18 protein-coding genes are annotated in these 24342 nt (G+C 46.2%); 6 read left to right on the plus strand and 12 right to left on the minus strand.

All coding sequences use genetic code 11. The features are described 5' to 3' along the window. Nucleotides 1-44: 44 nt before the first annotated feature. Nucleotides 45-1241 (minus strand): S8 family serine peptidase, encoded by a 1197-nt coding sequence (locus L1D23_RS17965; RefSeq protein ID WP_239869520.1) that lies wholly within the window; start codon nt 1239-1241, stop codon nt 45-47. Nucleotides 1242-1642: 401 nt separating this feature from the next. On the opposite strand from L1D23_RS17965, the gene L1D23_RS17970 reads away from it, so the two are divergent. Next, nucleotides 1643-2143 carry a hypothetical protein gene (locus tag L1D23_RS17970; protein ID WP_239869530.1) on the plus strand — a complete coding sequence of 167 codons (501 nt, stop codon included), beginning with the start codon at nt 1643-1645 and terminating at the stop codon, nt 2141-2143. Between the two features lie 5 nt (nt 2144-2148). Beyond that, on the plus strand, nt 2149-4254 hold the full coding sequence (locus L1D23_RS17975) for an ATP-binding protein (RefSeq protein WP_239869539.1): 2106 nt from the start codon (nt 2149-2151) through the stop codon (nt 4252-4254). 39 nt (nt 4255-4293) lie between these two features. Here L1D23_RS17975 and guaD read toward each other — a convergent pair whose 3' ends face one another. From guaD to L1D23_RS18000, 5 genes are all read right to left on the minus strand, one after another. Then, nucleotides 4294-5631, minus strand: a complete 1338-nt coding sequence (guaD, locus tag L1D23_RS17980; protein WP_239869541.1) for a guanine deaminase — start codon at nt 5629-5631, stop codon at nt 4294-4296. A 30-nt stretch (nt 5632-5661) separates the two neighbouring features. After that, complete coding sequence (xdhC, locus tag L1D23_RS17985) at nt 5662-6513, minus strand: xanthine dehydrogenase accessory protein XdhC (protein WP_239869551.1); 852 nt, start codon at nt 6511-6513, stop codon at nt 5662-5664. 37 nt (nt 6514-6550) lie between these two features. After that, on the minus strand, nt 6551-8941 hold the full coding sequence (gene xdhB / locus L1D23_RS17990) for a xanthine dehydrogenase molybdopterin binding subunit (RefSeq protein WP_239869553.1): 2391 nt from the start codon (nt 8939-8941) through the stop codon (nt 6551-6553). Further along, on the minus strand, nt 8934-10379 hold the full coding sequence (gene xdhA / locus L1D23_RS17995; protein ID WP_275667360.1) for a xanthine dehydrogenase small subunit: 1446 nt from the start codon (nt 10377-10379) through the stop codon (nt 8934-8936). Before xdhA ends, xdhB begins: the two co-directional genes overlap by 8 nt. 312 nt (nt 10380-10691) lie before the next feature. After that, nucleotides 10692-11423, minus strand: coding sequence for a GntR family transcriptional regulator (locus tag L1D23_RS18000; protein WP_239869569.1), 732 nt, complete (start codon nt 11421-11423; stop codon nt 10692-10694). Nucleotides 11424-11626: 203 nt separating this feature from the next. Between L1D23_RS18000 and L1D23_RS18005 the strand changes: the two genes are divergently transcribed. Then, nucleotides 11627-12157, plus strand: coding sequence for an AAA family ATPase (locus L1D23_RS18005; protein ID WP_239869578.1), 531 nt, complete (start codon nt 11627-11629; stop codon nt 12155-12157). Between the two features lie 51 nt (nt 12158-12208). Here the strand turns inward: L1D23_RS18005 and L1D23_RS18010 are convergent, their stop codons facing one another. The 5 genes from L1D23_RS18010 to L1D23_RS18030 form a co-directional block, all read right to left on the minus strand. Beyond that, entirely contained in the window at nt 12209-13639 is a 1431-nt protein-coding gene (locus L1D23_RS18010; RefSeq protein ID WP_239869580.1) for an amidohydrolase, read from the minus strand. 225 nt (nt 13640-13864) lie between these two features. Further along, on the minus strand, nt 13865-15445 hold the full coding sequence (locus L1D23_RS18015) for a S8 family peptidase (RefSeq protein ID WP_239869582.1): 1581 nt from the start codon (nt 15443-15445) through the stop codon (nt 13865-13867). A 431-nt stretch (nt 15446-15876) separates the two neighbouring features. Further along, nucleotides 15877-17538: a methyl-accepting chemotaxis protein gene (locus L1D23_RS18020; protein ID WP_239869584.1), complete on the minus strand. Its 1662-nt coding sequence runs from the start codon at nt 17536-17538 to the stop codon at nt 15877-15879. 233 nt (nt 17539-17771) lie between these two features. Continuing rightward, entirely contained in the window at nt 17772-18158 is a 387-nt protein-coding gene (locus L1D23_RS18025) for a DCC1-like thiol-disulfide oxidoreductase family protein (protein WP_239835791.1), read from the minus strand. A gap of 38 nt (nt 18159-18196) precedes the next feature. Beyond that, nucleotides 18197-18982 (minus strand): DUF4344 domain-containing metallopeptidase, encoded by a 786-nt coding sequence (locus tag L1D23_RS18030; protein ID WP_239869586.1) that lies wholly within the window; start codon nt 18980-18982, stop codon nt 18197-18199. 272 nt (nt 18983-19254) lie between these two features. Here L1D23_RS18030 and L1D23_RS18035 point away from each other — a divergent pair, with 272 nt between their 5' ends. Then, entirely contained in the window at nt 19255-19611 is a 357-nt protein-coding gene (locus L1D23_RS18035; RefSeq protein ID WP_006961819.1) for a YibL family ribosome-associated protein, read from the plus strand. A 66-nt stretch (nt 19612-19677) separates the two neighbouring features. Here the strand turns inward: L1D23_RS18035 and L1D23_RS18040 are convergent, their stop codons facing one another. After that, nucleotides 19678-22554, minus strand: coding sequence for an alkaline phosphatase family protein (locus tag L1D23_RS18040; protein ID WP_239869594.1), 2877 nt, complete (start codon nt 22552-22554; stop codon nt 19678-19680). A gap of 322 nt (nt 22555-22876) precedes the next feature. Here L1D23_RS18040 and L1D23_RS18045 point away from each other — a divergent pair, with 322 nt between their 5' ends. Both L1D23_RS18045 and L1D23_RS18050 read left to right on the plus strand, forming a co-directional pair. Beyond that, nucleotides 22877-23368 (plus strand): GNAT family N-acetyltransferase, encoded by a 492-nt coding sequence (locus L1D23_RS18045; protein ID WP_239869596.1) that lies wholly within the window; start codon nt 22877-22879, stop codon nt 23366-23368. Nucleotides 23369-23383: 15 nt separating this feature from the next. Continuing rightward, nucleotides 23384-24307, plus strand: coding sequence for a LysR family transcriptional regulator (locus tag L1D23_RS18050; protein ID WP_239869598.1), 924 nt, complete (start codon nt 23384-23386; stop codon nt 24305-24307). Nucleotides 24308-24342: the final 35 nt, after the last annotated feature.

The following is a 24342-nucleotide window of genomic DNA, read 5'->3' on the forward strand; positions in this document are numbered from 1 at the left end:
TGTTCTTTACAAGAAAACGGACGAAGAGAAGCGAACTCAAATTGTTAAAGGTGGATGATAGGATCTGGGTGTCTGTCTGGATCACTATTGGCAGTACCATCGCTGCTAGGAGAACCCATCAAAAGTACCCCGCATGCATGGGGGGCTGCCATAGAAGTGCCGCTGGCCGTTGTTGTACCTCCGCCAGCTCGCAACGATAAGACACCAACCCCAGGAGCGGCATAATCAACAGGGCGTCCATCTTCAGTGCTTCCGTAGTTGGAAAATGAAGCGAAGTTATCGTTGGAATCAATCGCAGAGATGGTGTAGATGTTGCCTCCCTCTGCACTAGCTGGAGAAACATTACTTGCATCTTGTGACTCATTCCCTGCTGCTAGAGACACGTGAATTGTAGCTGGGTTTGAGCCAGCAGGTTCGTTTGGAGTTGCAAGACGCGCTACTGCATCATTGAGGCTTTGGCTAAAGCCCCCGCCTAGACTCATATTGGCACAATCGCCATCGGATGCATTCGCAGCGACGTGATCCACACCCGCAATCACACCAGATGTGGTGCCTGAGCCTCTTCTATTGAGTACTTTTACTGGTACTACTGTTGCACCTGCAGCGACACCGACAACGTCTATACTATTGTCGAGTGCGGCAATCGTACCTGCTACATGCGTTCCGTGCCCGTGCCGATCATTAAAGTTACTATCTGGACCACTTGAAAAGGCAGTGAAGCCTTTGGATTCGTCGACATTCAAATCCGGATGATCGAGGTCGATACCTGTATCAATCACCCAAGCAGTGAAGCCTCTACCATCGCCAGCTCCTCCGACACGTGTAACTCCCCAAGGTGTGGTTTGAGGCGCTGGTGGCTCATTTGGCTCCTCATCTTTGTTTTTACCTTTTCCCGGTGGTGGGGCGATGGCAAACACCAAGCTGTCTTGCTCAAAATTAATAACATCAGAATCTGATGCAAAAGCCGACTTGGCTTTATCACAAGACATATTGACTGCAAACCCTTTGATCGTGTGTTTGTAAATGTGTTTTGCTTGCGCATTTGCTGCCACCAGCATGCCACGCGCACGACCTTCAACATCAAATTTGCTGACTGAATCATCAAATCGAACGATACAGGTATTTTGTGCGTCAAACATGAGCTGGCTCATTTCAAATGTAGGCTTCTCTGCAAAAGCGGTGAAGGATATTGAGGGGAGAGACAGCGCAATAAATGTTGCAATTTTTGTTCTGATTACCATGGTCACATCCCCTATTTGCGTTGGTTTTTTGCACGTATAGATACTATTGATAATAGTATAAATTGCGGGTTCAGCATGGAGCGTGGAGGCGAAATTTTAATCGGGAAGCACTCTATTTTTGCAGTGTGTTGATAACAAAGAAAAAGTGTATTAATGCTAAATTAGGGATAATTAGAGGAGCTCGCATCTTCCTGATTGTTGAACCCCTTTAAAGCGGCTTTAAACCTTCTCATTGAAATCGTGGCTATGCAGCAAACATTTTTCTTACACTGTTTGTCTCGATATTTATCTTTTGCCGCTACTTCAAAGGCTTGAAGAGGCATTTAATCAATCCTTGTCTATACTGAACCTGAATAATGATAAATAGTATGAATGGTTTCAAAGATAGTTAAGGGGGCTCTATGCGCAAGGCAACACGGTTCAGCATTTTGGTTATTGGAGTGGTGTTAGCCAGTACGGTTTATGCGCTACCCGTGCCGGAAGGTGACCCTATACTTTGGGTCTCTGGAGATATAACTCAGTCCAATACTGCTGATGGTGTGGAATTTGATTCTGCAATGATAAAGCAACTTGAGCATGGGGTGATTAAGACCAGTAACCATGTTGTGTCTAATGTTGTTGAATACCAAGGGCCAACATTGAGCGCCTTACTGGATTATGTCGGAGCGCAAGGCTCGACAGTAAAAGTGATAGCTTGGGATGAATACGTTGTCAGTATTCCAGTATCAGACATCAAGAAGTATGGTGTCTTGCTCGCGACACACGAAGATGGTATTAAAATGACCATTGATGACAAAGGCCCATTTTTTGTTGTTTTTCCCTTCACCGACCATCCTGAAATACAAACGGATCTGTTTTACAGTTTATCCGTGTGGCAGGTTCGAGAGATTGTTATTGAGTGACCCATATGGAGAGGTTTTGGAATAGAGGGCGCCATTTTGTTGTGGTTGTTGCAGCGCTGTGCGCTGTGCTTATCGTGGTTATCGGCTACGTTTTCTATTCTGTTTCAGAGATCAAAAACATTGCCTCTGAACCTTATGTCACCATCATTAACAACAACATCTCTGCTAAAACAAAGCTATTATTTGTCAAATCTGAAGTACTGTCTTTCTCGGCACTAAAAAATAAGAAAAGCCTGTCAAAGCTCAAGTTTACATCAAGAGTTTATAAGTCGAGTATCCTACAGGATCTTCTCGCGGAGAGAACACAGAGAGTGCATGACAAGTTTGGTAACTTAGAGGAACTTCAGCAAGTCATTGCTGAGATTACATCTGTCTTTGATGCTATCGACAAACTAACGCAGGCAAGCGGCGAGGGTACGGATCAAGTCGTGGAACAAATTGATAGTACCTATTCACGCTTGAACATTTACCTAGCAGATTTTGTTGCTGAGGTACAACGTCAGCAGATTGAGTTTCTCGATTTCAAAGAGTCTTTCTATAACAAACAATATGTCTACTTAGGCATCATTTTCTTATGCTCTATGCTGATAATTGGTGTTATTTCTAGGATGTATTTGAGTCAGACTCAGCTAGCTAAAGATTTAGAGGAAAGAACCAAGGTTATGGAAGAAGCGAAGCGCAATGCTGAGCAGAGTTCTATGGCTAAAGCACGATTTCTTGCCAACATGTCACATGAAATGCGCACTCCCTTGAATGCGATTATCGGTTTGAGTCAGAAAGAATACTACCAAGCTTCAGATGAGCAAACCCAACACTTTCTCTCAATGATTAATAGCTCGGGAGAGCACCTCCTCAAGCTGATTAATAACGTTCTAGACCTGAGCAAGATAGAGCAAGGAAAGTCCAAGCTAGAAAGCGATGAGTTCTTTATTAGTGAACTGATAGATGTGTCCAAAACGGTATTCATCAACTTCGATAAGCAGCAAGGTGTGGATGTATTCTTCTCAGCATTTTCAGAGCGAAACTACAAAATAAGGTCGGATAAAACCAAGCTTGTACAAATCATCAACAACCTCGGCTACAACGCGCTCAAATTTACGGAGTCAGGCCATGTTGATATTCAAATATCCCTTAATTCGCAAGCTGAGAAATTAAATATTGTTGTCAGAGATACTGGGATTGGTATGAACCAAGAGCAGTTAGACAAAGTGTTTCAAGAGTTTACTCAAGCTGATGACTCTATTACCCGAAAGTACGGAGGCACGGGGCTTGGGTTGCCAATATGCCAGTCCCTAGTTTCTTTATTAGGGGGGGAAATCAGTGTAGAGAGTTCGTTAGGGAAAGGCAGTGAGTTTAAGGTGGAAATCCCCGTTGATGTCATTGAGTCAACTCCGCTATTAGAAGATAACCGAGCAACGGGGACAGTGAGAGTGATTGCGGATAACGATGATGCGGCTGATTTTATTATCGAAGAGTTAAATAGGGCAGGGTTGTACGATCCTCAAGGGTCGACGGTGTTGTGTTATTTGAGCTCAAATGACACGCTGGAAACAACATTGAAGCACGTGAATTGCCCGGATGAAGCAAAGCTCATTGTGTACGGCAACATTGATATAACGCTGCCCACGAGAAAAAATATGACCCTATTAAGTAAACCTTATGACTTGTTCAGTTTGCTTCATTGTCTCCCTGTACTTGAACAAGCGGATTTGCTACCACAAAAGAATACGATACCTGAGGAAAATGCTTCAGGGGTATCCGTCATGTTGGTTGAAGATATTCGCATGAACCAAATTGTTGCTCAAAAAATGTTGGCGACCTTGCAAGCCGATGTAACAACAGTTAATAACGGCCAAGAGTGCATCGATTTATTGAGACGAGAGCGGTTTGACATAATATTCATGGACATACAAATGCCGATAATGGATGGGTTAGAAGCTCTTAAACAGATAAAGCAGGATAACTTGGCTCCAGACACTGCGATTATTGCTTTGACTGCCAATACATTTGATAGTGATGTACAAAACTATTTAGAGCAAGGGTTTGATAATGTGCTTTCTAAACCATTTAAGTTGGAGTGGTTGAAGGGGATGTTAGAGAGATACGCATAAGGAATGGTAAGCGCCTCTGTGGCACAGAGGCGCTTAAGGCTAACTAGCGAACTTTTTTGCGTCGATGCGTCCCTCTGTGTCATAGGCTTTCTCGCCATAGATGTACGTCTTAGAAACAGTGCGGTCATCGCCAAGGCTCATCAGCACAAACAGCTTCTCTTCCAAGGTTTTGGCCTGCTCCATTCGGAAACGCATCAGTTGAGTTGCATGTAAATCCAGCACGACAAAGTCCGCTTCTTTACCCACTTCAAGGTTACCAATTTTGTCTTCAAGGTGGAGTGAACGTGCGCCGCCCAGTGTTGCTAAGAACAGGGATTTCAATGGATGCAGTTTCTCCTGTTGAAGCTGCATGATCTTATACGCTTCACTCATTGTCTCAAGAATCGAGAAGCTGGTACCAGCGCCGACATCGGTGCCCATACCGACGCGAACCCCATGTTCTTCCAGTTTAGGTAGTTTGAACAGACCAGAACCAAGGAACAGATTTGATGTTGGACAGAAGGCAATTGCCGATTCAGTTTCTGCCAAACGCTGACATTCACAATCAGAAAGATGAATACCGTGAGCAAACACAGAGCGCTTATGCAGCAACCCGTAATGGTCGTAGACATCCAGATAAGAGTCGTGTTCTGGGAACAGTTCAAGTACCCATTCAATCTCTTTCTTGTTCTCTGAAAGGTGGGTATGCATGTACACATCCGGATATTCTTCCAGAAGTTTACCTACAGTCGCCAGCTGTTCCGGTGTGCTGGTTGGGGCGAAACGGGGCGTAACCGCATAAAGCAGTCGGCCTTTGTTGTGCCATTTTTCAATCAGCTCTTTAGACGCTTCATAACCAGATTCTGGTGTATCGGTCAGGTAGTCTGGTGCGTTGCGGTCCATCAGGACTTTACCTGCGATCATACGCAAGTTGCGGCGCTCTGCCTCTTCAAAGAATACGTCGACCGACTCTTTATGTACTGTACCAAACACGAGTGCTGTGGTGGTGCCGTTACTCGCTAGCTCATTGAAGAACAGCTTCGCGACTTTATGCGCGTAAACCGGATTTTTGAAGCGTCTTTCTTCTGGGAAGGTGTAGTTTTCTAACCAGTCGAGCAGTTGCTCACCGTAGGAGGCGATCATGCCGGTTTGCGGATAATGAATATGGGTGTCAATAAAACCTGATGTGATCAGCTTGTCTTCATATTCGGTGATGTTGAGGTTCTTTGGCTGCCTTTTAAGCACCTCTTCTGTCTCACCGATATCGACGACGTGGCCGTCTTCTACCACGAGAAGACCGTCGTCGAAAAACTGATACGAGTTTTCCAGTCCGACGTCTTTGGGGTCAGCAATACTGTGCAGAAGGCTTGCACGATAAGCTTTACGTTGAGTTGTCATGTTTACTTCCTTTAAAGGCCCTCTTTGGGGCTAGGCGATTTTCTCTTCCAATGATGAATCGCTCAGTTGTTCTTCTTTACTGTGTGGCGTAGGGCGTTTTTCTTCAAGCGAAATTCCCTGATAGTGTGCGATTAATTCACCCGCAACCGATACCGCAATTTCAGCAGGATGCTTTCCATTCACCATGCTGATTCCAATTGGGCAAATCATCGTATTTATTTGTTGCTGGTTATAGCCGCGCTGCGCCAAACGCATGTCGAATTTTTTACGTTTGGTTAGCGAACCTATCATGCCGAAATACGCGCTGTCGTCGCGATCGATGATGGCTTTTGCCAACTCAAAATCGAGTTGATGATTGTGCGTCATGACCAGATAGTAGCTGTTTGGTGACATGTCACGCACTTCAGCGACCGGATCATCGCTCACCAGTTTGGTTACGTTACGAGGGAGTTCGTCAGGGAATACGTCTTCACGCTCATCAATCCAAGTGACACGGAAAGGGAGAGTCGAGACGATATGTAAAAGGGCTTTGGCAACATGGCCAGCACCGAATACCACTAGATGTTTTTGCGCGGTGCCAATTGGCTCGAAGCTCAGTGTTGCCATTCCGCCACAACACTGACCTAAGCGAGCCCCGAGATTAAAGCGCTCTACTTTCAGTGAACGTTCACCCGCGAGCAGCATTTCACGCGCCATTTTGGTGGCGATGTGCTCCAGATGACCACCACCAATGGTGGCAATCAAACGGTCGCGAGTGACCAACATTTTTGTGCCCGCATCCCGTGGCACTGAGCCACGGTCTTCCAATACGGTCACCATCACGCAAGGTTCACTGTTTTTCTCTAGCTGTGCCAGTTCATGAATCCAATTGTCCTTAAACATATGTCTCTCCTTGAACGGTAAACCCTTGAATAACCGCTTAAACCTCTTGCGTGTTCGGTTTTGCCACTTGTTGTTGCGTTTGCGTTACCTCATTGATTGCCATCAACACACGCTCTGGTGTTGCTGGCGTATCTAATTTAGGTATAGCACCTTCAACGGCAACTGAGGCAATGGCATCTTTCAGTGCACTCCAGACTGACATGCCGAGCATGAATGGCGGCTCACCGACAGCCTTGGAGTTAAACACGGTATCTTCTGGGTTGGCTCGATTTTCCAGAAGGTGAGTGTGGAACTCGATAGGCATATCGGCGATCGCCGGAATCTTGTAGCTGGCAGGCCCGTTGGTCATCAGACGACCTTGTTCGTTCCAGATCAGCTCTTCTGTGGTCAGCCAGCCTACACCTTGCAGGAAGCCGCCCTCGACCTGGCCAATATCAATTGCTGGGTTAAGAGAAGCCCCTACATCGTGCAGAATGTCTGCACGCAGAATTTTGTATTCGCCTGTCAGAGTATCCACAATGACTTCTGAACAAGAGGCACCGTACGCGAAGTAGTAGAACGGACGGCCACGCGCTTTTTCATGGTCATAGTAGATTTTTGGTGTGCGGTAGAAACCAGTGCTCGATAGCGATACTTGGTTGAAATAGGCCAGCTGAACAAAGGCTTCAAAGGTCAGAATTTCATCACGAATCACGACCATACCGTTTTTAAACACCACTTCTTCTGCAGACACTTTGTAGTGACTGGCAGCGAAGTCGATCAGACGCTGTTTAATGGTCAGTGCGGCGTTCTGGGCGGCCTTACCGTTGAGGTCGGCGCCCGATGAGGCCGCGGTTGGTGATGTGTTCGGTACTTTGTCTGTGTTGGTAGCGGTGATTTGGATACGTTCAACATCTACTTGGAACTCCTCAGCAACGATTTGCGCCACCTTGATGTTCAGACCCTGACCCATTTCCGTACCACCGTGATTCAAATGAATACTGCCATCGGTGTATATATGGATGAGCGCACCAGCCTGATTCAGGAAAGTCGCAGTGAAAGAAATACCAAATTTCACTGGTGTGATCGCCAGACCTTTTTTAAGGATCGGGCTTTGCTTGTTGAACTCAGCGATGGCTTTACGGCGTGCGTGATAGTCACTGCTTTGTTCAAGTTGCTCAGTGATTTCTGGCAGGAAGTTATCTTCAACTGTCTGGTAGTAATGAGTGACGTTACGTCCCTCACCACCGTAGTAATTCGCTTTACGGACTTCGAGTGGATCTTTACCCAGATAGCGGGCAATTTCATCCATGATATGCTCAATGGTCATCATCCCCTGCGGGCCACCAAATCCACGGTAAGCCGTATTCGACGCCGTGTTGGTTTTGCAGCGGTGACCTGTCACTGTAGCATCACCCAGATAATACGCGTTGTCTGAGTGGAACATGGCACGGTCGACAATCGAGCTCGACAGATCCGGAGAGTAACCACAGTTACCCGCTACGATGATGTCTGCCCCTTCAATGACGCCATCATCGTTAAATCCGATTTTGTACTGGTTATAAAATGGGTGACGCTTGCCCGTCATGGTCATGTCTTCCATACGAGGCAGACGCATCTTAGTCGGGCGTTTAGTCAGGTGCGCAATGACTGCAGCCATACACGCTGGCGCTGCGGCTTGCGTTTCTTTACCCCCGAAACCGCCGCCCATACGACGCATGTCGATCACGACTTTGTGCATCGAGACCCCAAGTACTTCGGCGACCAGCTTTTGTACTTCAGTTGGGTTTTGTGTCGAGGTATAAACTATCATGCCACCATCTTCGGTTGGCATCACGCTGCTGACCTGAGTCTCAAGGTAGAAGTGTTCCTGACCACCAATCTCTAGATCGCCTTCAATCACGTGTTTTGCTTTGGCGAGTGCAGCCGCTGAGTCACCGCGTTTTTGCTGGTGGCTTTCAGTGACAAACAGCTCTTTCTCAAGCGCTTCTTTTATGTCGAGCACTGGCGGTAGGGCTTCGTATTCAACAATGGCGGCTTGCGCGGCTTTGCGTGCCGTTTCCATATCATCTGCGGCAACGGCAAGTACTGGCTGGCCGTAATATTGAACCAGACCGTCAGCAAGCAGTGGATCACCCGGCAGAATGGCACCGATATCCAACTGGCCCGGTACGTCTTCGTGGGTGATGGCAATCGCAACGCCTTCAAATTCGTAACACGGCGAAATGTCCAGTTTAGTGATTTTTGCGTGAGCTTGGGTGCTCAGGCGTGCATACACGTGCAACTGGTTAGGGAATTCTAAGCGGTCATCAATGTAAACCGCTTCACCTGTGACCTGCTTCGGAGCGCTGTCGTGTTTTACGCTTTTACCAACGCCGGTTTTCAGATCCTGCTTTACGATGGCGACCATCTCTTCTTGAGTCATGGTCTGATGATGTGCGTTAGACATAAGACGTTACCCTTGTTTCGATCTGGTTGTTGTGATGAGTCTGCTCGATGTAGAAGCGACGCAGCATGTTCGCTGCTGTCATTGAGCGGTACTCTTTGCTGGCACGGAAGTCACTCAATGGCTCAAAATCGTTATGGATTTCAGCCATCGCGGCATCAATGGTTGCTTGTGTCCATTCTTTGCCTAATAGCGCATTTTCACAGTGCGTTGCACGTTTTGGCGTTGCCGCCATACCACCGAAAGCGATGCGGGCATTGATGACTTTATTGTCTTCAATCTCAATATTGAATGCGCCACAAACCGCAGAAATATCGTCGTCTAGACGCTTGGAAAGCTTGTAAGCACGGAAGGTTTCGTTCGCTTTTGATTTAGGAATAATCACTTGCTCGATAAATTCACTTTCCTGCTGAGCGGTGACTTTATAGCTGATGAAGTAGTCTTCAATCGGCAAGATTCTGGTCTGCTTACCACGGCGCAATTTCACTTGTGCATTCAGTGCAATCAAAAGCGGCGGCGCATCACCGATAGGGGAGGCGTTACCAATGTTGCCACCCAGTGTGCCCTGATTACGAACCTGAAGAGAAGCAAAGCGATGCAGCAGCTCACCAAAATCAGAGAAATGTTGAGTCAGAAGTTGGTAGGCATCGCTGATCGCAACGTTAGCACCAATGTGCAGAGCATCGTCACTTTCTTCACACACTTTCATGTCTTCAACCAGATTTACGCTGATCAAAGTTTCAATCTCGCGGTGGAATTGGGTGACTTCAAGAGCCAAATCAGTACCGCCAGCAACCAGCTTGGCCTTTGGATTTGCAGTGTAAATTTGAGCCAGTTCGTCAATGCTACGAGGGATATACGCTGTTAGGTTGCCTTGGCTCAGACTGGCGGGTTGTCCCTGAAGAGCTTCTAGTCGAGCAATGGTCTCTTTTTCCAGCTCAACAAACTGGTCCATCAAAGGTTTATCAGAAGCCAGAGACAAAGCGGCGTCAACAATAGGGCGGTACCCGGTACAGCGGCATAAGTTACCCGCCAGAGACTCCATGACATCTTCCTTGTTCGCCGCAGGTTTGTTCTTGCTCAGAGCAAACATCGACATGATAAAACCTGGAGTACAGTAACCACATTGAGAACCGTGGAAATCGACCATCGCTTGCTGAGTTGGGTGAAGCTTGTTTTTGTTCTGCAAGTCTTCAACGGTAATCAGCTGCTTACCATGTAGTGCGGATACGAACGTCAGACAGGAATTCACCGAGCGATACTGAAGTTGGCCTTCGACCACTTCACCGAGTACCACGGTACAGGCACCACAGTCGCCCGAACCACAGCCTTCTTTAGTACCTGTTTTCTGTACGTGTGTTCTCAGGTACTGCAGCACTGTCATATTTGGCGACAGCTCACTCTCTTGTCTGAGTTCTTGATTGAGTAGGAAAGTAATCAAGAGACCTCCTTGTGCATTGACACTATTGTTCCAATAATAATTTTCTGACCTTTGGGTCAATAATTGGATAATTTGACTGTAAGGTCAACTTTAATTTTACAATATTGCAACATAAGGTGACTGGTAAAAATGTCAGTAACGAGGGTGTTGGAAAGGTAAGTCTATGAATATAATGATTTTAAAGTTTGTGTTGACGTAAAAAATTTTAACGTAAAGAAATTTAATATTGTATTTTATTTTGTGTACAATATTGATGGTGAGAAATGAAAAGTCCGACAGGACGCCGGACTTAGGTAATGCAAAATCAGTTGATTATTTGTTCTTCAATAGATCCGAAAAGACGACATGTAGGTCGTTTGAAGCTGCATTACTATCAAGGTTTAGCTTGGAACGGATATGAGATAAGTGCTCTTCCATTAGGCTGATAGCTTGCTCAGTATCGCCAGATTCAATCGTATCTAGCAACTGGGTATGCTCGTCCTGAGAGCAGTTTGAATGGTTGCCAGTTTCATACTGGGCAATCAGCAGTGATGTTTGCGACACTAAGCTTCTCTGGAACGCGAGCAATGGGGCGTTGTTTGCCATCTCGGCCAGCTTAATGTGGAATTCCCCAGATAGTCGAAGTCCTTTACCGTAATCACCGTTATCGAAAGCCTCGTTTTCTTTCTCTACCAAGCGTCGGCATTCCTCTATCTTTGGTGCGGTTGCATGTTCAACGGCAAGCTCAATAATGGCAAGCTCCATGACTTCACGCGCTTTGATTATTTGTTTCGCTTCTTCTTTGGTCGGTGCTGATACCATCGCGCCGCGATTCGGCCTGATACTGACCACCTGTTCCATCGACAATCGGAGCAAGGCTCGGCGTATGATGGTTCGACTCACGCTGAAGATCTCTGCTAAAGCTTCTTCATTCAGTTTGGTTGCTGGTGGCAACCGTTGCTCAAGTATCGCATCGAAGATGTGGCAATAGACCACGTCATCCTGCGTTTGACCGGCGACTTTTGTTTTAATGTTTTTCGCCACAGAATTTTTTAGATTTGCCATAGGCGGCTTGTCACCCTCAACCTATTTATTTCCCTAATAAAACAATGATACTGCACTTTGTATACACGTGGCTAGCATTGGCAAGGTCGATAACCACAGAAGTGAAGTATAAGGCGCAAAATTCTAACCATTTTTCTTGCGCGATTGTTAATAAAGTGTTTTACTCGCGCCCCTTTTTTGAAACTGATATTCAGGGAGTTGCTATGCACAAGATAAATGTTGTGGGAACCAGTGGCAGCGGCAAGTCAACTTTCAGCCGTCAACTAGCACAAACACTGAATTATCCGTACATCGAAATGGACCGATTATTTTGGAAAGCCGACTGGCAAGAGTCGAGTGATGATGAGTTTTTTGCTCAGATAGAGGAGGCCACTCAGCAGCCGTATTGGGTGCTGGACGGTAATTACAATCGTAGCCGTGAAATAAAGTGGAAAGAGGTGGACACGGTTATCTGGGTTGATTACTCAAGGTTAAGAACGCTGTATCAAGCAGTGACACGAGCAGTGTATCGCTGCTTGACGCAAAAAGAGCTGTGGCCCGGGACAGGGAATACCGAGAATATTGTGAAATCCTTTTTCAGCCGTGATTCAATCATTCTATGGACATTGAAAACGTACCATTCTAATCGCCAACGCTATCTAGCAGATATGACAAACCCGCGTTACCAGCATATTCGTTTTATTCGTCTGACTAGCCCTCGACACGCAAAACGGTTTTTGCAGCAATTAAGTTGAATCAATACATTTCGGTATGGGCAGGGCTTACGCAAAGCTCTGCCAGTACATTTAGTCCATTAAACTTTTTGATTTAATCGCTTTCTTGGCCAGTTCTTTAGCAAATTCACTGATATCGGCTTCGAAGGCTTCAACGCTATGGCGAATGTCGTCCAACTGCACGGTTTCCATTTCACCTTCATGCATGACGACCTGTCCGTTGACTATGGTAGTTGAAACATTGCTTGGGTTAGCTTGGTATACCAAAGTCGCGTACGGGTCATAGTTTGGCATCATGTTCGCAGACTGTGTTTCTACAATAATAATGTCCGCTTTTTTACCTTTCTCCAATGAACCGATTTGGTCTTCCATATGTAGGGCTCTTGCGCCGCCGATGGTAGCCAGCTCAATGGTTTGTTGAGGAATCATGATGGTACGGTCGTTATGCTTCAGCCTTTGCATGTTGGCGGAATAGCTGAGCGTACGCCAGAGATCGACTTGATTGGAGCTCATTGGCCCGTCTGTACCTAGCCCCATACGTATACCAGATCGATACATCTCCCATGCTGGGGCAATACCTGTTGCACCTTTGGCGTTGGCCATTGGGTTGTATGACACACCTGCATCAGCCTGTTTGATCAGTTGTTGATCTTGTTCTGATAGGTGGATGGCGTGAGCCAGAACGGTGCGTTCATCCAGTGCGCCAATCTGTGCCAAGTAATCAACCGGAGATTTGGCGTTGTGCTCCTCTTTGATGCGCTCCTGCTCATTCGGGAACTCGGCAACATGGATCAGTACAGGTACATCATGTTGTTTTGACAGCTGATTGATTTGTTGCAGCTTTTCTTTACTAACGGTGTATACGGCGTGAGGTGCGTAAGCTGGAGTGATCAGTGGATCGTTTTTGTATGTATCGATAAAGTGTTCCGCGTATTCGATGCCACCATAGGGTTCTTTGGCATCAACGACGGGAAACTTTATCACTGTCTCACCTAATACCGCGCGCAGCCCCACTTCTTTGGTCGCTTTGGCCATTTCATCCATATGGTAATACATGTCGGCGTAGGTCGTTACGCCACTTTGAGCGAGATCGATAGTGCCGAGTTTTGTGGCGTTATAAATCAGCTCTCGGCTGAGCTTTTCGCCTTCTAACGGGAAGAAGTAGGCAAACAGACGATTGGAAATCCCTTCTTCGCCAAGGCCACGAAAGGCTATCATTGGCAAATGGTTATGAGCATTAATAAAACCAGGTAGTACAATACCGTCGTCTGCATCAATAGTTTGTTTTGCTTGGTATTGTTCAATTAGTTCCTGCCCACCAATCGCCACAATGGTGTCATCTTTAACGACAACGACACCATTGTCGATCACGTCCATATCGGCGTTAATGGTCAGAACTTGACCGTTGGTGATCATCAGATCAACTTGGTTTTCTGGTGTTAATTGAGCACAGCCAGAGAGAAGAGTTGCTGCAACAGCAATCGAGAGTGTTTGCTTTTTCATGGATGCCCTGAAACCTCTTTTCGAAACGTATCGATAGTAAGAGAAAAATTATCTGTGTGTAAAAAAGCGCGCCAGCCTAACACTGAAATATGACAGTTTTAAGTCAGTGCGGTTACCGAATTGAGTAAAGTATAATTGCTTAAAAATAACAGGCTTGTCCATGTGTCGGATCAAAAAATGCCAGTCAGCAAACACTGACTGGCATTTATGTGTTGAGGTGCTGAATTAGTAGTTAGCTTGGACACTGACGCCGCTAAAGCTAGTGTAGCCATTAAGCATCACGTAATAGCGACCGTTTTGAGTGCTAGACACTGTACACGTCTCACTGTTGCCGTAGCGATATGGGCGGCAGTCCCAAGAGCTAGTCGTTGGTTTGGCGCCAAAGCGAACGTAGAGATCGGCATCACCTGTGCCACCGCTAGTGGTGACAGTCAATGTCTGACCGGCAGTCACGTCGATGTAGTAATGCTTCTGCTCACCGCGGCTACCGCTGATACCAGTCACTGGTGTGCCGTTAGTCAGTTCACCATCTGGAGAAGGTGTACCACAATCTGGTTCACAACCACTGTCAGTTTGACTGTATAGCAGCTTATTCACGGTACCTTTAGTATCACTGACTTTGTTTACGCTCGCACGTTCGCTGATCAGTGTTGATACTTGAGCAGGTGACAGTGAGTTGTTTTCTTGTAGATACAGAGCTGCGACACCTGCTACGTGAGGCGTTGCCATGGATGTACCACTGATGGTGCGGTATCCGCCATCGTACCAAGCGGATTTAATGTTTGAACCCGGTGCAAATACGTCGACACAGCTCCCCCAGTTGGAGAAACTTGAACGACTATCGCTGCTGGTGGTTGAGCCTACAGTCACACCGCTAGGTTCGCGAGCCGGTGAGGAGTTACAAGCGTCAGCGTTGGAGTTACCTGCTGCGAGCATAAAGCTGATGCCTGATTGAACAGCGCTGGCAACTGCTTGATCAAGCGCGGTTGAGACACCACCACCCAAGCTCATGTTAGCGACCGATGGGCCAGAAGCGTTTGCCGCTACCCAATCCACACCGCCAATGACGCCTGAAGTCGTACCTGAGCCACTACAACTCAGTACGCGCACACCTACGATATTGACGTTTTTCGCCACACCGTATTGTGAACCACCAATCGTTCCCGCTACATGAGTACCGTGGCCATTACAGTCGGTGGAATCATTGTCATTGTCAACGAAGTCATAACCGGAACTCGCGCGGCCACCGAACTCGACGTGAGTGTTGGTCACACCGGTATCGATCACATAAGCGGTCACACCTGAACCATCGTAGTTGTAGGTGTAGCTGTTGCTGAGTGGCAAATCACGCTGATCGATTCGGTCTAACCCCCAAACTGGATTGGTTTGAGTGGCATTGGCAGAGACAACTGGGTCAAGTGAGATGACTTGGTCTTGCTCAATAAAATCAACTTGTTGATCAGCACGAAGGGCTTTCAATTGCTCAGCTGATAGGGTTGCAACAAAACCGCTTAAAGAACGATCATAGACTTTATCGATCTTTAAAGCGTGTTGGCTGGCTAAACCAGAAACGGTTTGCTGAGTGAACTGTTGAAGTGCTTGGGCGTCATTGCTGAGCGTCATCGGCTGCTTGAGCACGACGATGTATTGGTTTTTAATTGCGGTCTTTACTGACGCTGTGACTAAAGGCGCGAGCATGTGGTTGTCTGATGTGATGGCTCCTCCCTCGTTTTGTTGTGCTAGCCCCGAGGTTGAGATCACTGTAAGAGTCGAGGCGATACAACAACTTAATAATTTCTTAAACATATTGTCTTCCTTTGAATTGTAAAAGAGAGTGTTGAACATGGCCTACTACAAACTACAAGCATGCAAAATGGGTTCTCATGGTTCGAAGAGAACCTGATTACAATTTTCAAACTATGCATTTATTCATGTCGTTGCATATTGTTGTTTTAGTTAATCTAGAAATCTGCGTGTGGTTTATAAAATTATTGAAATTGACTTATTACTATTTCTTGAATGGTGGGATAGGAGTCATAAATGAGAGCTTTTGCTCTATCAGGTGGGATCTACGTGCTAAGGCAATAGTGATTTATTTTGCATAGATAAGGGTGAGCGCGTGGTAAGAGTGGGATTAGGGCGTAGGTAATTGGATGTTTTATGGTAGAAAGTGGTACAAAAAGAAAAAGCCAGCAGGATGGCCCTACTGGCTTTGATAAAGCAATTAGTTTGTTGAGTTACACCTTAAATCGGTCTACCAATTCGTACAGTTCGTTGGCGCGTTGATTCAACTCTTGGCTGCCTGAGCGGTTTTCGTTGGCCAGTTCAGCCGATTGTGAGCTCTGGTCGGAAATCACCACTATGCGCTGTGAAATTTCCTGACCAACCAAGCTTTGCTCTTCGGTTGCGGTTGCGATCAAAGAGTTCATATCCATGATGGTTCCAATGGACTCCTGAATTTGAACCAGTGCTCGTGCCGCAGCGTTCGCTTCTTCAACGGTGCTTGCCCCTCTTTTCTGGCTTGACTCCATCGCTCTGACTGCGTCATCTGATGCCGCTTTCAATTGCTCAATCATTTGGTGGATCTCACCAGTACTGTCTTGGGTACGACTGGCTAACTTACGCACTTCATCAGCGACGACGGCAAAGCCACGACCTTGCTCACCAGCACGTGCGGCTTCAATTGCAGCATTGAGTGCCAATAGGTTGGTTTGCTCGGCAATATCTTGAATCACCTCAAGAGATGAGGAAATATTCTGCACATCGCCTTCAAGACGTGAAATGACACCATTCGCCTGAGATACTTCTTCGGCAAGGGCTTCAACAGATTGCGCGGCAGAGTTCACTATTCCCTGAGCTTCTTTCGCGTTGTCATCGGCCTCTTTAGCAGAGTGTGCCGCTTGGCTAGCATTGTTTGAGATTTCGGATGCCGTTGTCGTCATTTCAGTCATTGCGGTGGCGACTTGCTCGGTTTCTTCACGTTGGCCTGATGCTAACTCGTCCACTTTAGCGGCCCGGCTAGACATGTTGCTTGTTTCTGCAACGACTTGCTGACCGACATCACTCACGCTGCGAATGATGGTTTGTAAGCTGGCAACAAATGCATTGAAGTTGTTACTAAGCTGGGAAAACTCTGGTGCTTTGAAGTCTTCCATGCGGGCGGTGAGGTCAGCGTCTCCGCTGGCAAAAGAACTGATCGAAGCATCGAACAGTTCTAGTGGTTTCAGGATGGTTCGGTTCACGGCCACGGCGAAGGCGGCAACGATACCCGCGATCACGATACAGAACAAAATGATGGCAGAAAGGGTTTCCTGTAGCGCTTCCGTGGTCGCATTCTCCATTTCAGCCACAATGGCATCGATGTCGTCGGTATAGAAACCTGTACCTAGCATCAAATCCCATTCAGGAATAAATATAGAGTAACTCAGCTTAGGTAATGCTTCGGTTTCTCCCGGTTTAGGGAAGTAGTAAGTGGTAAACTCACCTGTTTTAGCGTTACGGATGAGATCTTGAATTAGGTAATTACCTTGTTTGTCCTGTAGGTTCCAGAAGCTATCACCAATACCTTTAGAACTTTGACCTTGTACTCTACGGATACCTTTAGAGTCATAACCAAATACATAGCCAGTTTTACCGTATTCTAATGTTTTTAGAGTCGGGTACGCTTCTTCTAAGCTGGCACCTCTGTCGAGAAAAGGTTGAACGGCAGATTTCGCCATTTGGAGATAGTTTCTCAGTTCCGCTTTCTTCATGTTCATCATGTTGGTGCGGGTAACTTCGATTTGCTGATCATTGAGTTCACTGGTTTTTACATAAGTAAATCCAAGCATGCCTATTGCGATGACCAGTAAAGGAACAAGCGCCAAAATATATAGGCGACTTCTAATCGTTAGACTCATACAAACATCCTGTCTCTGAAAGGTCTTTGGCGTTTTTACATTGTCAGAGCTGCATCTGGCATGAAACGCCTGTTGTTATTAATTTGGGCTATACACGCTAAATCACGCTTATTAACAAGCAGAAGAAGCGTATTCGCCCAAACGTTTATTCTTTAAGACTAGCCAATTTATCGACGCAGGACTGTGAATCTTGATAGGTTAATTAGTGTTTAATGCTTGGTATTCGTTATGTTTTATCTGAAACATTGACCGGAATCGCATTTCCGCTTTCCAGTCAGCAACTTAGAAATGGTGTATCGGTTGTCAGCAAATTTGATATAGCACCAATCAGCAACTGGACGGATGAGTCTCCAACGCAATGGTGCGTACAACCAGCCTTTGCCAACCAGTTTCCATGCACGATAAGTTACGTCTAAGCCAAGCAATAGCCTTCCATTATTATCCAGTGCGTGAAGAATTTTAGCCGCACGTTGAGCGTCAATATCTGGATAATGTAGAAAGTTGTCGGAGTGAATATCAACCAGCATCAAATGCTGCTGGTTGTCGTAGTGTGCAAGGCGTTCCATTTCTTTCACACACAGTGGGCAGGTACCATCGTAGAAAATTGTAAGTTGAGTCATAGGTTTATCCTTTTTCCATCTTCTACGTATACGCGACTTCATTGATCAGCCACAGGCTCTTTTAGATAAGTGTGCCAGTTATCGCTGAGCGACTGGTACTGGAAAACACAAAAATCTTTTCGATCAGCCAAGTAATCATTTTCTACTTCATCGAGCAAGTTGCTGTGCTTTTCAGGATCACTGCCGTAAACCAAACATAAAGTTGAGAAGTAGCGTTGCAAGTCAAAACTGTGTTCATCGATGTATTCACCAAAGTCGTAATAGTCTGGCCTGTCATCGGACTCAAAAGCAAACATATCGGCAGCGCTGATAGCGGCTTCATCACCTCCGTCTAAATATTCGATCATTAAAATCGCAGCAAAATTGTCTACGGCATCCTCTTCTTTACCGAGAATAGGAATGTTCTGATCGGAGATATAAGCGTGCCCGGCCTCATGGAGTAGAGTATGCAAAACCGTGTCCATCGCTCCAAATTTTGCCTCTTTACCGTACTTTTCGTCGTACTTGTTCTTGATAAAGTAATTCAGCGCTTCCTGATAGAAGTGATAAGGCATATGCACCGTGTGCTGCTCTGGATCATAAAGTGGCCCATCTTTACTACCATATTGAATGGTTAACGTCTTGTTGAATGGAAACAGCGTATCTGACAGCTCTATTACGGTATCGTTGACTCCGTTTGCTTCAAGGTCTGCTTTCATTTTCCCTTCGGCTTGGTTAGTGGGAGGCAGATATTGGATCTGAATGTTCTTCTTAGCGGCATATGCCGCCGGCGTGATCGCTGTCGTTATAGCAACAATTGCCAGCGGGAAAAGGTGTTTAAACATAGGCAAACTCAATCTATCTGTATATTTAATATGCTGACTCAATATTGACATAAAAAACGTTACTTTGCGTTGAATCGCGCTTCGAAAGGAGACTTGTCGATGAAAATGATCGTTAAATGAAGTATTGAGGTATTTTACTCAAACTGATTTTGAGTGACTGCAGAAAGTCAGTAAAGATTACGACCAAAAACTCTCCTAACGACTAAAATTAGGGCAGCGAGTCAGCTTGTGCTACACTCGCCGCCCTTTTCTGTTTCAATGAGATCAATACCATGAGCACTAAGCAAGAACTTCAAAACCTTCACAATCGTCTGGACAAGTGTCAGCGTAAGCTGGATGCGGCGAAATCTCGTGGTGATCAGGAAATGGTGACTAAGTTCACTGACGAAGCAGATAAGCTAAGCAAAAAAATTCACGTGATGAAAAGCAAACAGAAATACGACATGAACAAAGAGCGTAAGAGCTTGATTGACATGCCGTTCTCACGTGCAATTACTAAAGAAGAACAAGCAGACATGGGTAAGCTGAAAAGGTCAGTCAAAGGTCTAATCGTGGTTCACCCAATGACTAAGCTGGGTAAAGAGCTGAGACTTGAAGTCATGACTGGTTACGCACCGAAAAAATTCTGATTTCCAGATAACTGAAAAAGCGCCGTAAGGCGCTTTTTTGTTATTGCTTTCTGTTGTGAAGGAGGCTTAGTGAATATCGAGTTTGCTAAGCAATGATGGATATCCCCAACCATTTTCTCCGGCTTTAACGTCATCTCCAGTCAGGTATTGATACAGAGTCGGAGCCAGAGAGCCGTTCTCCTCACTACTCAGTGGCGTAGCTTGTTTGCCAATTGGAGCGCCCCAAAATCCGATAAAGGCGTCCTTCTCCAAATAGCTTTCGCCTGCGTGACGGCCCGGAACTTTCGTGTTGTAGCCAATCCCTTCTCGAGGGAATAAATTCACTGTACCTGCTCGCGGTTCGGCGTAAAGCTTGGCGAGTTGTACGACGGAATCAGGCCTAGGCGTAAATTGGGTTAGTTCGCGCCATTGCATTTCATCACACCAGCTTTGTGGGTTGTCGATGCCTGCTCGGTTGACACATTGATTGACCAACTGAGCAAACGTCTCAAGCTTTGCTTGATTTGGTGAAGGCAGATAAGGGTTGAGTTTGTTGACTTCCAGTAACGCTGTTTTGCTATTGGCTTTGTAGAAATAGCGCTCTCCTTGTTTGATGATGAGCTCATCGATTCGTTTGCCGTCACGCTGAGCGACCAAACGTACCTGACACTCTGTTTCATCGCAGGTTGATTCTCTGACGACCAGGTAGTCGAGACTATCTGAAAGCTTTTCTACTGACTCGGCAATGATGTCCAGCTTTTCCCCTTGTGGTGCATTGACCGGTGTCCAGTTGGTCAGCTCCGAATAGACAGGTTGTGTTTGCCAACCCGATTGCGAATTAAACATATCCATCATGAAGTTACCGCCAGCGGTAGAGGCTACCACCACATCAACACCTTGGTTACTCGGATAATTTAATGCATTGGTGATCTTTGGTCCTTCGCCTTCATCAGATGAGATTTTCTTGATCACTAGAGGGTAGTCGAGTGATTCCGAAAGTGGCTCAAAGATCGCTTTCTCCGGATTTAAGGTGTAGTAGACCGGAGATAAACCATGGTCCCCCGCCATTCCCCAGAGTGTCTGCTGGTAAATGCCGGCGTCCTTGTACGCTTGTTCAATTTGACGTATCCAGTAATCGAGGCGGTTGAGTTCACCTGTTGGCATAATGATTTCATCGCTAAAAGGACCAACAAAGTGGGCAAAATGATCCGGCCACGGATTGTAGATCAGAGCGTAATCTGGCATCCCTTGCCCATCAAGCTCTGCATAAGTAGCGATGTCCTGTTCAATTTTCCATTTTCGGGTCAGCTTGGTGTAGAAGTCCCATAGCGGTATCTCTTGATAGCTTTGAAGGTTATCGATGAGGGACTGACGCTGCTTCGTTAGCACGTTTTCCACTTCAGCTCTTTCATTCAGCTCTCTCAAACAACGTTTCTCACCAAAGTCACGTAGTGCTTCGCCTGCACCAAGGTTAACCAGACCGTCGTAACTGGTGTGAGCATTCCAGTCATATTGGGCGTTACAGTTAAGCGTTTTCATGTGAACCAGTCGATCAAACATCGTCTGAACCTGATTGGCCTGCATTAAGCGATCAAGTTGAAGGGCATCATTACCAAAGAAGTAATAGGCTCTGTCTTCGTTTCGGTCGACAAAGTGGAAATTCGGGATTCCTGTTCCTTGTTCGCCAGAGACTTTTGCCCCTGTTTTGATGATAGGCAGGTTTCTTACGCTAATCGTCGGTGTGGAAGAGATACCTACCCGAGCAATGGAGTCGGTATGGTTTTGATAAAGTCGTTTGAAGAACGGTAAGTAATATGGATCACGATACGTTTGTTCTGATAGAACCTGAAGAAAACGCATGGATTGAACGTGCTCTGGGCTGCTTGTTGCGACAGGGCTGCCGAACTCAGTACTCTTAGTATGTTGCTGGTAAGCGTGGGAAAGAAAAGGTTTATCTGGATCAACCAATCCTTCGATTAACCCTTGTTGCAACCCGTCGACCGTTACCTGAACAGCAAAGCGGCGGTTCTGCTGTGACTCGAGAAACTCAATTGCTTGTTGAGGGTGATCGTCAAACGCGTTTTGCAGCCAGTCATTAAGACGTTTTTGTCTCTCATCTTGGTAGATAAATTGGCGATAGGCTTTCAGCACATTGAGACGCACAAAATCAATTAAGGTAATGGTTAACGCTTGCGCTTTGTTATTCGGTTCGCTGGCTCTGCCTGCTGCACCATCGGCCACAATGCCGAGTATGGCCTGTTTCATGTCGCCCTCTTCCATCCCCGAGGCGGCTTGTTGCATGATGCCAACCACGATAGGTTGAATTTTGGCGACCAGCGCTAAATCCTCAGGTGACTTGGTCAGATATGTGTATTGCTCAGGCAGCCGATCCATATCTTGCCATTCGCCAATCTGAACCAAAGCGTCATATACGGTCACCATGGCCGCCATAAACTGACCATTAATTTGGATGCCTTCGTGGTGAGCCTGGTCTTTAGCGTGTTGCTTAGGCTCTTTTTTGGCTTTCTCCTCCAGAGCAAAGAGCGAGTGCTCAAAGCCTTTCAGAGCTTGTTTGTCATACACAGTTTGCAGGTAGGCTTTAAATTCATCGTCATTGCTTATTCCTGTGTAGCGATCGTAGAACTGATAAAGAAAATAGCCGAGAGGAATGGAATAAGTCGGATCAGCGATCTGTGCCATGACTCGACCTTTCGTTCTTGCATCAAGTGGCAATGTCAGTAGGTAGGTTTCTAGAGTCAGTCCGCCAATGGTAAACAGAGTCGTATCACGAGCAAAGCGCGTCGAGTAGGACAATGAAGAGGTGATTTGATTTTTCAGTACTTCTGTTGAGTTAAATAGCCCACCGATCACTGGGGTATCACCGATATCGGCGTAAGCCGAGCTCATAGGAGTAAGGGCTGCCACAATTGCAGCAGGAAGAAGCCGTTTTCTCAACCAAGCCATTGTTTATATCTCATTCATTATACTGATGATTTTCATTCTGGCAGGCTTATGGGAGAGTGCAAGAATAGGCTGACCAAAGCTTTGAGTTTATAGCGTCAGAATGTGACTTGGTTCCAGTTGTCGTAGCTGTCAGGTATTTAATCCTAGTGAGAAAATGTAATTCAGATGAATTTACAATGTAAACCCTAAGGGATGAGAAGGGAGTACTAAACTTTAAATGATGACTTTTTATCATGATTAGTATGACTTAAAGTGATTTTAATTCATTCTTGATTGGCTTTACCTTAGCAGCTGTCCAAGATGATATTGAAGAGAGATGACTATGAGCCAAGAAAACCTTCGTATAGTGCCTATCACAGCGCAACACGACGCAGCGATCTGCCAGATAATCAAGCAGGTCGGCAAAGAGTATGGTGCTGTGGGAGAAGGGTTTGGACCGTCTGACGCTGAGGTCGACAATATGAGTCAGCATTATCACGAGCAAAACCGCAGCTTGTACTTGGTTGCGCTCTTAGACGACAAAGTTGTTGGTGGATGTGGCGTTGCGCCCTTTGGGCAAAATGAGCAAACGTGTGAATTGAAGAAGCTCTTTTTACTTAAAGAGAGTAGAGGGCTTGGCTTGGGAAAAACCTTGTCGTTGGCCTGTTTAGACTTTGCTAAGCAACAAGGTTTTGAACGTTGCTATCTGGACACTTTGTCCAATATGTCTGCGGCGGTGCGACTCTACGAAAGCTTGGAATTCGAACACCTTACTGCGCCTCTTGAGGGTACTTTGCATAACGGCTGCGATGTATGGATGCTTAAGTCTTTGTGATTCTAAGAAGGTGATATGAATAACTACAAACTGCTACGCCCATTGTTGGTGCTGCTCCGAACTCGTAGCTTGACCGAGGCTGCACTGCAGCTCAATGTCACTCAGTCAGCGATGAGCCGAACCTTGGGCCAGATAAGAACGGCCTTTGATGACCCTATTTTGATTCGTGAAGGCAAACAGTTTGTAGTCAGTGCCAGAGGCCAGCAGTTACTCGCTCAACTGCCTGAGTTGATTGGGTCATTGGATGAGCTTTATGCGGTGGAAGCATTTTTGCCTCATGCTTGTCAAAGAGAGTTCAGACTGGCCTACACGGCATTTTTGTCTGAATCGAGTGTGCCTCTGGTGTCTGCTGAACTGCTTAGATTGGCCCCAAACGCAGGGGTAAATGGAGAGCTGTGGCAAGATCAGCATGTCAGCGTTCTGGGTGACAGCCCGATTGATGTACTGGCGACCACACTCGACTACTTTCCTGAGAATATCTACGGCAAAAAATTGCTTGAAGATGAATATGTAGTACTGATGTCTGGTAATCATTCATTGGCTGACGCTAGCCTTGAAATGGATGATTATTTTAGTGCTTCCCATGTGATGGTGCATGGTATGCGAGAGATGCGTCAGTATGTGGGCGAGCAGTTTGAACATCGCAAGGTTCAGCGTAAGGTGATCGCTAGGGTGCCATCGTTCACTGCGGCAATGGAATTAGTCTGTCAGAGTGACGCACTGGTTACCGCGCCTTTGCATTTGGCGGGCTATTTTTCTAATCGGTTTGACTACGTTGTAAAACCATTGCCCTTTGATTTGCCCAAGCATAGCTACTATCTGCTGTGGCACAGTCGGCATCAAAAAGATCCTGCCCATCGATGGTTTCGGGAGCAGAGCTTTGCGGCATTACAGCGGCATTTGAAGCTGATGCATGCTTCTGGCGTTGAGCAGATGTAAAAAAGCCCTGATAGTCAGGGCTTTTTGCTGAGATT

The sequence above is a fragment of the Vibrio sp. Isolate24 genome, from assembly GCF_022398215.1.
GTDB classification, from domain to species: Bacteria; Pseudomonadota; Gammaproteobacteria; order Enterobacterales; family Vibrionaceae; genus Vibrio; species Vibrio coralliilyticus_A.

Coding starts and splice junctions, on each gene's coding strand:
- L1D23_RS17965 (WP_239869520.1), bottom strand. CDS start 1,241: ATGGTAATCAGAACAAAAATTGCAACATTTATTGCGCTGTCTCTCCCC.
- L1D23_RS17970 (WP_239869530.1), top strand. CDS start 1,643: ATGCGCAAGGCAACACGGTTCAGCATTTTGGTTATTGGAGTGGTGTTA.
- L1D23_RS17975 (WP_239869539.1), top strand. CDS start 2,149: ATGGAGAGGTTTTGGAATAGAGGGCGCCATTTTGTTGTGGTTGTTGCA.
- guaD (WP_239869541.1), bottom strand. CDS start 5,631: ATGACAACTCAACGTAAAGCTTATCGTGCAAGCCTTCTGCACAGTATT.
- xdhC (WP_239869551.1), bottom strand. CDS start 6,513: ATGTTTAAGGACAATTGGATTCATGAACTGGCACAGCTAGAGAAAAAC.
- xdhB (WP_239869553.1), bottom strand. CDS start 8,941: ATGTCTAACGCACATCATCAGACCATGACTCAAGAAGAGATGGTCGCC.
- L1D23_RS18000 (WP_239869569.1), bottom strand. CDS start 11,423: ATGGCAAATCTAAAAAATTCTGTGGCGAAAAACATTAAAACAAAAGTC.
- L1D23_RS18005 (WP_239869578.1), top strand. CDS start 11,627: ATGCACAAGATAAATGTTGTGGGAACCAGTGGCAGCGGCAAGTCAACT.
- L1D23_RS18010 (WP_239869580.1), bottom strand. CDS start 13,639: ATGAAAAAGCAAACACTCTCGATTGCTGTTGCAGCAACTCTTCTCTCT.
- L1D23_RS18015 (WP_239869582.1), bottom strand. CDS start 15,445: ATGTTTAAGAAATTATTAAGTTGTTGTATCGCCTCGACTCTTACAGTG.
- L1D23_RS18020 (WP_239869584.1), bottom strand. CDS start 17,538: ATGAGTCTAACGATTAGAAGTCGCCTATATATTTTGGCGCTTGTTCCT.
- L1D23_RS18025 (WP_239835791.1), bottom strand. CDS start 18,158: ATGACTCAACTTACAATTTTCTACGATGGTACCTGCCCACTGTGTGTG.
- L1D23_RS18030 (WP_239869586.1), bottom strand. CDS start 18,982: ATGTTTAAACACCTTTTCCCGCTGGCAATTGTTGCTATAACGACAGCG.
- L1D23_RS18035 (WP_006961819.1), top strand. CDS start 19,255: ATGAGCACTAAGCAAGAACTTCAAAACCTTCACAATCGTCTGGACAAG.
- L1D23_RS18040 (WP_239869594.1), bottom strand. CDS start 22,554: ATGGCTTGGTTGAGAAAACGGCTTCTTCCTGCTGCAATTGTGGCAGCC.
- L1D23_RS18045 (WP_239869596.1), top strand. CDS start 22,877: ATGAGCCAAGAAAACCTTCGTATAGTGCCTATCACAGCGCAACACGAC.
- L1D23_RS18050 (WP_239869598.1), top strand. CDS start 23,384: ATGAATAACTACAAACTGCTACGCCCATTGTTGGTGCTGCTCCGAACT.